The organism is Sorangium sp. So ce1153, assembly GCF_051521595.1.
In the GTDB taxonomy this organism is placed as follows: Bacteria; Myxococcota_A; Polyangia; order Polyangiales; family Polyangiaceae; genus Sorangium.
In genome coordinates, this window is record NZ_CP150361.1 from 3,894,373 (window position 1) to 3,906,747 (window position 12,375).

General features: G+C 72.8%; 12 protein-coding genes. 5 read left to right on the top strand and 7 right to left on the bottom strand.

Annotated elements, in window-relative coordinates; translation table 11 throughout:
• Window positions 1-2 precede the first annotated feature (2 nt).
• On the top strand, window positions 3-362 hold the full coding sequence (locus WME85_RS13730) for a hypothetical protein (protein ID WP_437838435.1): 360 nt from the start codon (window positions 3-5) through the stop codon (window positions 360-362).
• 140 nt (window positions 363-502) lie between these two features.
• Window positions 503-1,279 carry a PP2C family protein-serine/threonine phosphatase gene (locus WME85_RS13735; protein ID WP_437838437.1) on the top strand — a complete coding sequence of 259 codons (777 nt, stop codon included), beginning with the start codon at window positions 503-505 and terminating at the stop codon, window positions 1,277-1,279.
• A gap of 26 nt (window positions 1,280-1,305) precedes the next feature.
• Here WME85_RS13735 and WME85_RS13740 read toward each other — a convergent pair whose 3' ends face one another.
• Complete coding sequence (locus tag WME85_RS13740) at window positions 1,306-1,743, bottom strand: nucleotide triphosphate diphosphatase NUDT15 (protein WP_437838439.1); 438 nt, start codon at window positions 1,741-1,743, stop codon at window positions 1,306-1,308.
• Window positions 1,744-1,870: 127 nt separating this feature from the next.
• Here WME85_RS13740 and WME85_RS13745 point away from each other — a divergent pair, with 127 nt between their 5' ends.
• Window positions 1,871-2,554, top strand: a complete 684-nt coding sequence (locus WME85_RS13745; RefSeq protein ID WP_437838441.1) for a hypothetical protein — start codon at window positions 1,871-1,873, stop codon at window positions 2,552-2,554.
• Between the two features lie 323 nt (window positions 2,555-2,877).
• Window positions 2,878-3,612 (top strand): SDR family oxidoreductase, encoded by a 735-nt coding sequence (locus WME85_RS13750; protein WP_437842288.1) that lies wholly within the window; start codon window positions 2,878-2,880, stop codon window positions 3,610-3,612.
• Between the two features lie 84 nt (window positions 3,613-3,696).
• Here the strand turns inward: WME85_RS13750 and WME85_RS13755 are convergent, their stop codons facing one another.
• The 6 genes from WME85_RS13755 to WME85_RS13780 form a co-directional block, all read right to left on the bottom strand.
• The gene (locus WME85_RS13755) at window positions 3,697-5,064 is read right to left on the bottom strand and encodes an MATE family efflux transporter (RefSeq protein WP_437838443.1); all 1,368 of its coding nucleotides are present in this window, start codon (window positions 5,062-5,064) and stop codon (window positions 3,697-3,699) included.
• 84 nt (window positions 5,065-5,148) lie between these two features.
• Entirely contained in the window at window positions 5,149-6,483 is a 1,335-nt protein-coding gene (locus WME85_RS13760; RefSeq protein WP_437838445.1) for an NAD(P)-dependent oxidoreductase, read from the bottom strand.
• 500 nt (window positions 6,484-6,983) lie between these two features.
• Window positions 6,984-7,298 (bottom strand): PhzF family phenazine biosynthesis protein, encoded by a 315-nt coding sequence (locus WME85_RS13765; RefSeq protein ID WP_437842289.1) that lies wholly within the window; start codon window positions 7,296-7,298, stop codon window positions 6,984-6,986.
• Entirely contained in the window at window positions 7,291-8,187 is an 897-nt protein-coding gene (locus WME85_RS13770) for a tRNA1(Val) (adenine(37)-N6)-methyltransferase (protein WP_437838447.1), read from the bottom strand. The genes WME85_RS13765 and WME85_RS13770 overlap by 8 nt, the downstream gene beginning before the upstream one ends.
• 28 nt (window positions 8,188-8,215) lie before the next feature.
• Window positions 8,216-8,896: a hypothetical protein gene (locus WME85_RS13775; protein ID WP_437838449.1), complete on the bottom strand. Its 681-nt coding sequence runs from the start codon at window positions 8,894-8,896 to the stop codon at window positions 8,216-8,218.
• 176 nt (window positions 8,897-9,072) lie between these two features.
• Window positions 9,073-10,041 (bottom strand): SIMPL domain-containing protein, encoded by a 969-nt coding sequence (locus WME85_RS13780; RefSeq protein WP_437838451.1) that lies wholly within the window; start codon window positions 10,039-10,041, stop codon window positions 9,073-9,075.
• Window positions 10,042-10,192: 151 nt separating this feature from the next.
• Between WME85_RS13780 and WME85_RS13785 the strand changes: the two genes are divergently transcribed.
• Entirely contained in the window at window positions 10,193-12,361 is a 2,169-nt protein-coding gene (locus tag WME85_RS13785; RefSeq protein ID WP_437838453.1) for a serine/threonine protein kinase, read from the top strand.
• The last annotated feature ends 14 nt before the right edge of the window (window positions 12,362-12,375 follow it).

Consider the following 12,375-nt stretch of genomic DNA (forward strand, 5'->3'; position numbering starts at 1 on the left):
CGATGAAGTCACCGAAGGAAACGCCGGCCCAGCTGCACCCATGGGTCGATCCGGTGTGGAGCTCGACGACGCCGGAAGCACGGAAGGAGCAGCTTGCGCGGCTCGCCCGGGCGCAAGCGCGCGGCTCGCTGCTGCTGTGGAGGGCGCGGGACGCGAACGTGCAGAGGGCGCTCGTGCGGATGGCGGCGTGGGCGGAGGTGCTCAGCGCCGCCGACCACGAGGACAATGATGCGTGGGTGAGGGCGGTACCGGTGGATCGTGAGGCGGACAAGCGCAGGGCGCACCTGGCGCTGCTCGGCACGGTCGTCTTCGTGATGGGAGTCTTGTGCGGCGTGGTGCTCGCGATCCTGCGGCTGCGCTGATGTAGCGACGCAACGAAGCGGCGACGTAGCGAAGGCCGCGCGCGGCGCGGCGTGATCACATCCAGAGAAAGGCGCACCGCGCAGCGCGGCGCGCCTTGGGCTCGGCTCGTCCCATCGACGAGCGCGCGAGGAGGACGATCGTGTATCCACAGCTCGCCATCGAGGCGGCGGCGCAGTCGGACGTGGGGAGGCGGCGGAGCCGCAATGAGGACAGCTTCGCGGCGCTGCCGTGCGTGGGGCTCTTCATGGTGGCCGACGGCCTGGGAGGCAACGCGGCCGGAGACGTGGCGTCGCGGATGGCCATCGAGGTGGTCAAGAGCTGCTTCGAGGAGGAAGAGGATCTCGAGGAGACGTGGCCCTACGGCACGGCGAGCGCGCACGACCGCGACGAGGTGCGGCTGGTGCTGAGCGTGCGGCGGGCCAACCGGGCGATCTACGAGGCGAGCCGGAAGCAAAAGGAAGTGCGCGGGATGGCGACGACCTTCGCGGGCGTGCTGCTCGGCGCGGGGATGGCGTACATCGCGCACGTGGGCGACTCGCGCGTCTACCGGATGCGCGAGGGGAAGCTGGAGCGGCTGACGCAGGACCACACGCTGCTGGAGGAGCTGCTCCGGGACGGGAGCTGCTCACCATCGGCAATCGAGGCGCTGAGCGACCGGGCGAACGCGGTGACGCGGGCGCTGGGGTGCGCCGAGAGCGTGGCGATCGAGTCGCGGGTGGAGGCGACGGCGCCGGGGGATGTCTTTCTCCTGTGCTCCGATGGGCTGTGGGGCCCGGTGCCCGAGGAGCGCATCGCCGGGGTGCTCCGGGCGCACGGAGAGCTGAGCCTGGCGGCGAGCCTGCTGGTCGACCTCGCGAACGAGCACGGCGGGCCGGACAACGTGACGTGCGTGCTGGCGCGGCTCGGAGGCGGGTGACATGCGCGGCGGCGAGGTGCTGCGGGTCAGGGGTTGTAGCGCCGGCCGCTGCGGTAGCTCGCGATGGCCAGCTCGACCGGGCGGAACAGGGGGTCGGGGAGCGCGTCGAGCGGGTACCAGGCCCAGCCGGCGATCTTGTGGGGCTCGCGCTCCTCGGGCTCGCCCTCGAACTCCTCTGCGAGGAGCTGGACGTCCACGTAGTGCTTGCCGTAGGCGAGGACGTTGCTGAGGCACAGGAAGGAGAGCTTCTTGACGACAAGACCGCTCTCCTCGCGCACCTCGCGGGCCGCGCAGTCCTCGAACGACTCGCCGAGCTCGAGGTGGCCTCCGCACCAGGAGTAGCTGCCGTCGCCGTGGCTGCCGCGCCGCCGCGCGAGCAGCACGCGGCCCTCGCGCACCAGCATGACGCCCACGCCCACCTGCGGCCGCTCCGCGGCGCTCACCCCGACGATCGCCTCTCCCACAGAAGACCTCCGCGCGCGGGATGGGATGGAGATGTGGATGAAGCCGCGCGCGAGCGCTCTCTAGCACAGCGAACCGATTGACTTTTGAGTGAACGCGCGTACCGTGCCAGTTCCGATGGAGCCGACCTTGCCCTGGGAGCTGAATCCCGTCCTTCACCAGAGCCGGCTTGTCCTTCTGGCGCAGACCGCGGTCGACGTCCGGAACAAGGCGTTCAGCGAGGCGAACCGCGAAGAGGGCGATACGAGCTGGGGAATCGGCTGCAAGGCGCACGAGCGCTTCGGCCACGCGCTCTGCCGGCTCTCGGAGAGCGGCAAGCACCCCTGGCTCTCGGTCTACCGCGACGGGCTTTACCTGATGCCGCACATCGAGGGGGTGGCGGTGCGCGTGTACCGAGGCCCGGCCGACAAGCCCTCGCAGCGGCACCTCGAGGCGGCCCGGTCCGAGCACAGCCGCCGCTCGGAGCCGCGCCAGATCGCGTTCTCGTTCATGGGGCAAGAGGCCGAGCCCGGGGGCCCGTGGTTCTGGATGATGGCGGTCGAGACAGACGTGGAGGGGAGGGCGCTCCGCGCCGTCTTCTTCCAGGCCAACGAGGCCGGCGGGACCCGGAACGCGTGGGAGGCTCCGGTCGAGCGCCTGCCCGCCGAGGCGGCGCCGGCGCCCGCGCCCGAGCCCCGCGACAAGCCCGCTCGCCCCGCTCGCCCGCGCGCGGCGTCGGGCCCTGCGGCGAAGGGCGCGCTCGGGGCGCGCGAAGGACGGCCGCTCTTCCAGGCGCAGACCATGCCCCTGCCGCTCGTGTCGCAGCCGAGCTGACGGCCTGGCTCCGCCCGCCAGGAGTCCGACCCTGGCTGCCCTCCTGGCGCCGATCTCCGTGTAGAGGGGCGGGCCGAAACGCCTCCCTGGCACCGATGAGGGCGACGAACTTCCGCCTCGCCTTGCCGGCAAAGGCGAGCGCCCAGTCGCCTGACGCCTCGAGCCGCGTGGACCTGACGCTGCGCACGCCCAGGGCCGAGAGCACATCGGAGAGGGGATCCAGCGTCTCTCTGGACGATCGCGACAAAATCATGGCCGGACAATCATGGAACGACCGGCCTCGCCCGACTAGCCTTGGTCGAACCCAACCCAGGAGGCATCACATGACCATCGAGGGCAAGGTCGTCGCGATCACGGGCGGCGGCAGAGGGATCGGCCGGGCCACAGCGATTCTTCTGGCCTCGCGCGGCGCGCGGGTCGTGATCGGCGCCCGGCGCGAAGCGGAGATCGCGGCGGTCGCGGGAGAGATCGAGGCGGCCGGGGGGCGCGCGATCCATCGAGTCACCGACGTCACCAGGCGAGCGGACCTCCAGGCGCTGGTGGACCTCGCCTGCGACCGGTTTGGACGGCTCGACGTCCTCGTCAACAATGCGGGCATCGCCCCGATCTCGCGCTTCGACGCGCTGCACGTCGATGATTGGGACGCCATGATCGACGTGAACCTCAAGGGCGTTCTTCACGGCATTGCCGCCGCGCTGCCCGTCTTCGGTCGGCAGAAGAGCGGCCACATCGTCAATGTCATCTCCGTCGCCGGCCTCAAGGTCGTGCCCACCATGGGCGTCTACGCCGCCACCAAGAACGCGGTCCGCACGATCACCGAGGCGTTGCGCCAGGAGTCCGGGCCGAACCTGCGCGTCACCGAGATCTCCCCCGGCATGATCGCGACGGACTTCACGGACACGATCACCGACGAGGCGACGCGGAGCGCGATCCGGTCGACCGCCGATGCCATCGCGATCCCGGCGGACTCGATCGCCCGCGCCATCGCCTTCGCGATCGAGCAGCCGCCCGAGGTCAATGTCGGCAGCGTCGTTGTGTGGCCGACGGCGCAGGGCTGAGCTCTCGAGCGCATGACGTCCCGCAGGCCCAGCTCCGCCGTGGGCGCCCCCTCGCCCGACCGGAGCGCGCGAGGGCTGGGAGGTTCAAGCGACGCGCGCGATCGTCGTCCTGGTGAGGTGCAGGAGCCGGAAGACGAGGAGGAGCGAGTTGAGCACGAGCCCGGCCGTCACACCCCACCAGAGCCCTGTCGCGCCGAGGCCCAGGGCGAAGCCGAAGACGAGCGTGAGCGGGAAGCCGACGAGCCAGTGCGAGGTGAGGTTCGCGACGAACGGAAACCGCACGTCCCCCGCGCCCCGCAGCGCTCCGGCCGCGACGACCTGAATGCCGTCGAATAGCTGGAAGAGCGCGGCCACGTAGAGGAGCTGCACGCCGATGCGGATCACCTCGGCATCGGTGGTAAACCAGCCGACGAGCGTCCTCGGGATCAACGTGAACAGGAGCGCGCCGCACGCCATGATGACGGCCCCGAGCGCCAGGCCGGCCAGCCCGGGCCGTCGGGCGGAGGCGCCAGCGCCGATCGAATGGCCGACGCGCACCGACGTCGCGCCCGCCACGCCGAGCGCCCCCATGAAGGTGAAGCTCGCGAGCCCGAGGGCGACCTGGTGGGCTGATGCGGTGTGCGCGCCCAGGCGGCCGACGAGCATCCCGAGGAGCGAGAAGGCCCCGCTCCCGACCAGGAGGTGCAGCCCGATCGGCACGCCGAGGCGGAAGACGGCCCTTACCGAGACGACCTCCGTCGCGCGCGCGGGCCGGTGCTTCCGTGCCGCCCAGAGGACGACGGCGGACAGCGCGAAGCTCCCTGCGCTCGTGGCGAGCCCTGCGCCGAGGGCGCCGAGCCGCGGCAAGCCGGCCGGCGGGAGGTGCAAGAGCCCGAGGACCTCATCGCCGCGCACGAGCAAAACGCACGCCGCCGCGTTCACGACGTTGCCGGCGACCGCGGCGAACAGCGCCGGCGACGTCTCGCCGCGCGCCTGCAAGAAGGTCCTGAGCGCGATGTGCGCGAGGAACGGCAGGAGCCCTGGCGCGTGGCCGAGCAGGTACGCGCGCACGCCCGGGATGAGCGCCGCCTCGACGCCGATGGGCGCGAGCAGGAGCGTCGCGGCGAACGAGAGCGCGAGCGCCGGGAGCGAGGCGAGCGCGCAGCCGCGCAGCGTCGCTCGCAGCGCCGCCCACGCGCGCGCCGGCTGGCCGGCCCCGATCGCCTGGGAGGCGAGCGGCTCGAGGGCGAACGCGATCCCCATCCCGAACGACGTCAGCGCGAACATGATCGAGCGGCCGATACCGATGGCCGCGAGGTCTTGCACGGAGGCGCGACCGACGATCGCGGTGTCGATGAGGCCCATGGACACGAGGCCGAGCTGCGCGAGCGTGATCGGCAGCGCGAGCCGGAGGAGCGCGCGCAGCTCGGCGCGGGCGCCAGCCGTGGGGGTCGCGAGGGAAAGGCTGCTCATGCTGGCTCCCAGGGGCGCGCCTCTCTGCCCCCGTGGCCGGAGCGCGTCAACGGCGACCGGGGGCGACAGGGCGACAAGGCCGCGTTATCCGACAGCGCGCAAATGCATCCCTACGAGCAACTCCTGAGCGGCGTCTCCGAGCGGGACGAGCCCGATCCGCTGCTCGTTGCTGGCCTGGGCGATACCGCTCAGGAGCAGGCTGACGGTGAGATCGCTCCTCGTGTGAGGCATCGAGACAGCCGCTCCGGTGAAGTTGATGGGGCACCCGCCGTTCAGCAGGTTCACCACGCGACCAGCGAGGCGCGCGCAGTACCAGTAATGGGAAGGGTCGTCGGGATCGCCGAGGAACATCTGCCGCCCGCCCAGCGAGCCGAACTCGAGGTCCAGCTCGTCGCGGACGACGACCAGCTCGGCGGCGCGCGGCGCTGCGCGGATCTTCCACGCGGCGAACTCCAGGTCGAGCGAGGAGCAGCTGACGAGCACGGCGCCGCTCTTGAGGTAGGGCCAGTGCACCTCATCCAGGGTCGTCCTGCCGCTGCACCCGAGCACGAGGTCGGCCCGCGCGAGGAGCCGCTCGTACGGCTCGGCGGCGCTGTCCTGCAGCGCTGGATCGTGGACGAGCACCTCCATGCCCCGTCGTCCGAGGCATGCCGCCACCGCCTTGCCGATCGCGCCGTAGCCCACCACCAGCGCGGTGGCGTTGGGATCGAGGCGCCCGACGCGGCGCTCCAGCTGCGTGTCGACGCTCTCTCCGATGTAGGTCGACTCGACATTCAGCTTCGCCCACGAGCGCGCGACGTTGACGACCGGCATGCAGAGGTCGGTCCTCTCCAGCTCGAAGATGCCGCGCGAGGTGTGCTCGACCGACGAGAACACCCCGGCGAGCTCGCGGAAGTGGTCGTGCGCGATGCGGATCAGCTTGCCGCCGTCGTCGGCGAGCAGGATCTTGCGCCCGCCGCCCTCCTCCGCCCACCGCTCGACCGTGGCCGTCAGCGACTCCAGCGCGGCGGCCTCCAGCGCCGGGCCGAGGGGGAGCCGTTCATCCATCGAGTAGCTCGAGCTGTGCACGGTATAGCCGCGCTCGAGGAGACCGGCGACGACGCGGAGGTTCGTCGAGTAGGGTTTGCCGAACACGATGGCCCTCCGGGGATCAAGACCCCACCCCTCCAGCTTGCGGAGGACGGCGTCGGTGTCATGCAAGAGGTGCACGGAGGCGACGAGGAAGCAGCCCTCGAGATCGACGTAGGGCGACAGCGCATGAGCCATGGCGTCGAGGACCGGAAGGCTCACCCCAGCCTCCGCGCGCGTCCCCACGCCGCCGGAGACGAGGCCTCGCCCGCCGTGGGCATGGAGCAGCGCTTGCCGCCCCGACCTGTTGCTGCGCGCGACGTCGATCAATGCAGAAGAACGAATGCTCATATCCAGATTTCCTTCTTGCAGAGCGCGGTGGCCCTGCGCGAGGTGGGACGAATTCACTGCGTTGGTCTGAGCCCGCCGCCCCGTGGGTCGCTCCCCGCCCGAGCCTCCGCGATGTGCGGGGCGCGCGACGGCAAGCCGCCGCGAGTCGCGCCGGTGCGGCGCTCATGTCGCGAGATCGCGTTCGGAGCGCAGAGTCTCGCGCCGGGGAGGGGCCTTAGCAGCGAGCGTGCCGGCGCGTGGCAGCCTCGGAGATCGCTCGCCGCTTCCCCTGGCGGGGCGGTGGCTCAGGCAGCGCGCCTCGGATCAAAGCGCTCTTCGTGCGCGTGGGCACGGGCGCCGTCGCCGACGAGGACGACGAGCGCGGGGTGCGCCTGGGCGGGCGTGCCAGCGTGCCAGCGTGCCAGCGTGCCAGCGTGTCGCGGTGACACCGCGAGCACGCTACTGCGTCCGGCGACCGCTCGTCATCGACGGCTTTTCTGGCGGGATTCTGACGTGCGATACTACCGGGCAGGCGGGCTGTCGGAGGGCGGCGAGCTCTCGCCCCGGATGTTCGGCTCGACGAGGAGCTCGCCCTCCAGGATGGTGACGGCCTGGCCGCCCAGATCGACGCGATCGCCGCGCAAGCGCACGCGCACCATGCCGCCGCGCGCGGAGGCCTGGTAGGCGAGCATCTCCGCCTTTCCGAGGCGCGCCGCCCAGAACGGCGTCAGGCAGCAATGGGCGGAGCCGGTGACCGGATCTTCGTTGACGCCCGTGGCGGGGGCGTATGCTGGAGATCGACGAGAACCGTGGTGCGCGGAGCAGGCGTTAGACAGGGATTCCCATCGTCCGGCGGAGCGCGTCGAGCTCCTCCGTGAAGCGCCCGTTCCGGCCGCGCAGCACGAGCGGCGGCTCGTCAACAACGCGCGCGCGCGCCGCCGCCTCGTCGGCGCGGCGCAGGGCGTACACCGAGAACAGCGCCGCCTTGCCCTCCTTCGGGACGACGTCGCGCCACGCCTCGAGCGCGAGCCCCGCGGCCGCCGCGGCCGCCTCGACCCGCCCCCGCTGCCGCGCCGAGGCGCAGGCCACGAACGGCGCGCCGGGCGCGAGCAGCCGCGCCGCCGCGAGGCAGTAGTCCTCCACGCCGCCCCGGTGCTCGAACCGGCACGGCCCGCACTGGACCCGATCGGACTCGATGCCCGTGCCGACCGGCAGGTACGGGGGCGTCCCCGTCACGAGGTCCGCGGGCCCGAGCCCCTCGACCGACGCCGGATCGCGCAGGTCCCCCCACCGCACCTCGCAGCGGCCATCGACACCGTTCCACGCGACCGAGCGCCGCGCCATCGCCGCGCTCACCTCCTGCGCCTCCACGCCCGCGCAGCGCGCGTCCGGGAAGCGCCACGCCGTGAACAGGAGCACCGTGCCGATGCCGCACCCGAGGTCCACCGCGCGGCGCGGGGGCGCGTGCCCGACCTGCTCCGCCGCGAACCACGCGGTCACGAGGTCGTCGGCCGACCAGCGGTGCCCGTCGAGCCGCTGGAGGATGCGGAAGTCGCCCGAGAGATAGCAGAGGTCCTCGCCGGGACCGGGCCAGACCTCCGGGCGATCGGGCGTCACGGGCCGGGGCCCGGGGGCGACCCACCCGGGCGGCCGCCGCGCGGGCCGGACGACCCCGCCGCGCGGCGGCGGCGCGGGGGAGGGCTGGACGTCAGGCGGAGCGATCATCGGCCCCATGTACCACGCCGCCGCGGCGTCAGGGGCCGCAGCTGGCATGGTACTCGGGCGTATCGCAGAAGAGGCACTCGGCGGCGTCGATGCCGCCGCAGTCCAGCGCGGGACACGCCGCGGGGCAGCCCGGCTCGTTGGGATCGCAGTTGATGACCTGCCAGGTGAGCGAGCTCATGTCGTCCGGGTCGGCCGGGCAAATGCACCCGTTGAAGTCGTGCGATGCCATGAGCGTGATGGTGTGGCACTCCCTCTCTGGCGTCATGCCGTCTGTCGGGAGGTTGAGCTCGTAGGTGTCCCACGGGATGGTGAAGGGACGCTGCCCGTCGGCGATGGTCCCGGCCTCGAGCTCCCTCGGCGTCGTGTGCAGCCGGTACGGCTCTTCGCGCAAGCTGCGCCGTCCATAATCGATGTAGAGGGTGACCAAGACAGGATCGCCGTTGTCCTCGGACAGCACCGTCACGCCGAGATCCGTGACGACCCTCGGCCCGACGATGTGGATGGGTATGTGCTGAGGCGGGAAGACCGCCGTGAGCACCGGCCCTGTCTGCGAGGGTTCGTCGTACTCCGGCGGCGAGATCACGAGGCATCCCGTGGCCGACGCGGCGAGCGCCGCCGCCGCGAGCGAGCGAGCGAGCGCGGCGGAGGAGCGGGGGCGCGCCGCGGAGGCGGCGGCGCGGCGGAGGGGCAGAGAGGGCGGAGCGATCATGGTGGCGCGGTGCGGGGCCGAGGACGTGGAGCCGGGGGCCGAGCGCGCGGGGCCCGGGCCGGACGCTGGAACTTTACCTACTCGGGCGGCGTGCGGCGCATGTAGCTGCATTCAGACGGATTCGGCGGAGCCGGCGCGGCCGGCGCGGCCCCGCGCGTACCGCCCGCGCCGCGAGGTCACTTGCGCGGGCTCGTCGCCGGCGCGCTCTCCAGCGCGTAGATGACCTTCACCTGGGTGCCGAACTGGACCTCGCCGGGCGAGACGGGGGTGCCGCCGCCGCCGTACGCGGAGGACTCGAGGCTGGCGCGGGCCGCATAGATGTGGCCCTGCTCGACGACCTCGCTGATCGCGACGACGCGGCCGAGCGAGACGCCCTGGAGCCGGGCGAGCGCCTCGGCGCGCGCCCGCGCGTCCGCGATCGCCTTCTCCCGCGCCTGCGCCTCGAGCGGGTCGGTCTTGTCGACGCCGAACGAGACGCCCCACACGTTGTTCGCGCCGGCGGCCGCGACGGCGTCGAGCACCGGCCCCACCTGATCGAGGTCGCGGATGACGGCCGTCACCGTGTTGCTCACCCGGTAGAAGTGCGCCGGCGGAGGCGGCTGGGGCGGCGCCAGGTCAGCGGGCGGCGGGGCCTTCGGCGCGGGCGGCTGCGCCGGCTTCGGCTGCGCCGGCTTCGGCCCGCGCGCGGCGGGCGCGGCGGGGGCGGTGGCCGCGGCGGGCGCGGCCGCGGCGGCGGTGGTCGCGGCCTGCGCAGGCTGCACCGCCACGGGTTGTGCGGTGGGGACGGGCATCCAGGGCGGCAGCTCGGACTGCCGCACGAGCTGGATGGAGTAGTTGCTGGTCTGGATGTCCTTGTCGGCGATGCCCGCCTTCCTGAGCGCCCCGAGGATCTCGGTCATGCGCGCGGCGGCGGTCTTCGTCGCCTCGTCGACGGTGGGCGCGAGCACCTCGATGCCCAGCTGGGTGCGGGCGACGTCGGGCTTCGCGCTGACCTCGCCTCGGCCGACGACCGTGATGGTGTTGACGTCCGGCGAGGCGGCCTGGGGTGGCGTCGCCTGCGCCGCGCAGGCGGCGAGCAGGGGCGCGGTCGACAGCAGGAAGCCGGCGAGACACAGCCGGCGCGACAGAGAGCTCTGGATCTTCATGCCCCTGCAACGCGCGACGCCCGCGCCGCCTTACAGTGCGCGCGCGCGACGTCCACCGCGCGGGCGACGTGCGGGCGACGCCTACCGCGGCGGCATTGGCCCCCCGCGGCAAGTTGTTCCACGGCGCGCCGGGTGCGCTATGGTCGTTCACGTGCTCACAATACCCAGCGATGAAGAGGCCCTCGGAGGTCTGCAGGGTGCAACGATCCCCAGCGACCTGTCGCCAAGCATCGGCTACCGGATCGTGTCGCGCGCCGGGGCCGGGGCGATGTTCGTCTCGTACTACGCGGTCCGCACCGCGCCCGAGGGCGAGACCCCCGTGGTCGTCAAGATGCTGCGGCCGTCGCTCTTCCGGCAGCTGGGCCCGTCCGCGGCGGTGATCGTGAAGAAGGAGGCGGTGTCCCTCGGCCGCCTCAACGAGCAGGTCCCCCCGACGCCCTTCGTCGTCCGGCTGATCGACACCGGCACGTTCGAGGTGCGGCGCGGCGCGAAGACCCTCGACCTGCCGTGGATCACGATCGAGTACGTGCACGGCGGCATCCAGGGCGTGACGCTCCGCCAGCGGGTGCAGGGGACGATCCAGGCGACGGGCCACGCGTTCGATCCGGCGCGCGCGACGCGCGCGATCGAGTGCATCTCGAGCGGCCTGTCGGCGGTGCACGACGTGGGCGTCATCCACCGGCAGCTCACGCCGGAGAGCATCCTCTGCTGCGGCTCCGGCGACGAGGAGCTGTTCAAGATCAGCGACTTCGGCATGGCGCGGCCGCGGGGCATCCGCGAGACGATCATGGCCGGCGTCGTCAGCAACACCGGGGTCGCGCCGCCGGAGATGCTGTCGGCCGATCCGAGCACCATCGGCCCCTGGACCGACATCTTCAACCTCGCGTCCGTCATCTTCTTCGTGCTCACGGGCGAGGAGTACATCGTCGCGGAGTCGCAGGCGCAGGCGCTCATGGCGGCGATGGCGCGCTCGCGCCGGAGCATCCTCGAGACGCGGTGGCTCCACCCCGCGCTGCGCGGGAACGACCAGGCGTGCAAGTCGATCGACTTCGCGCTCCGCTGGGCGTCCGCGGGCGAGGCGCAGGAGCGCCTCCAGGAGGCCGTGGCCGTGGCCGCGATGCTGTCGCCGTACCTCCGCCCCGCCTCGCCCGTCTCCGCGCTGGAGCAGCGGCTCGTGGCGGGCGCGAGCGAGCAGCGCGCGCGCGCCCCGGAGGAGATGGCGCCGATGACGATCCCGTCCACGCACCTGAAGGCGCCGGTGCAGCTCAAGGGGGAGCTCGGCCAGACGATGCTGTCGCCGCGCCAGCCGAGGGCCGCCGATCGCCCGAGCCCGGACCGCGCCATCGAGGCCGAGCTCATCAGCCCGCAGCCGCCGCGCGCCCTGCGGGAGGCCCCGTCGCGGGTGACGGTCATCGAGCGGTGGCAGTGGAGCGTGCTCCACCACCCGAGCCTCGACTCCGTGATCCGGAGCGTGGCCTGGGACGGCTACGGCCGGTGCCTCGCGGCGGCCACGAGCGGGCTGCTCTTCTGGAACGGGACGGGCTGGAGCGAGGCGTCGTCCGGCGGCCTCCCGAGCCCGCAGGGCGTGCGCTTCGTGCACCGGATCGGGCCCGGCCGCTGGCTGCTCGGCGGCGACGGCTCGACGCTCGCGGTGTACACGACGGGCGGCGTCACGGGCGTCTTCCAGCTGCCGGGCGAGCCGCAGAGCCACGTCGCGCTGAGCGGCGACCTCGAGGACATGGGCATCCTCGTCTCGGCGACGCAGAACGATCCGCGGCCGCTGCTGCACGCGTTCATCGCCAAGCGCTGGCTGCGGCCGATGCCGGCCGAGGGCGTCGCGCTCCTCGCCGCCGTCGCGCGCGTCGAGGACGAGCGGTGGATGCTGGTCGGCCGGTCGACGACGGGCGAGGGGCTGGTCGCGCTCTACGCCCCGCTCGACTGGCACGTGGAGCGCATCCCCGCGCCGCCGGCCCGGGCGTTCGTCGCCTGCGCCGGGCGGCCCGACCTCGGCGTGGGCGTCGCCGTCGGCGCGGAGGGGAGCGTCGTCTGGCGGTACGGGCAGAGCGTCTTCACGGAGAACATCGAGCCGCGGCGCGCCCTGTCGGCGGTGACGGTCGACGCGGAGGGCCGCGCCTGGGCGGGCAGCGCGGGGCGCATCTGGGTGCGGCGCGGCGGCATCCCGCCCATGGCCGGGACGTGGGAGGCCGTCTGGGAGAACGACGCCTGGGTCGGCCCCGTCGTGTCGCTGTTCGTCGACTCGGAGGTCGTCGTCGCGATCACGGCGGACGGGGGTATCATCGAGGGGCGCGTCACGGGCTGACGGGCTCGGCAGTC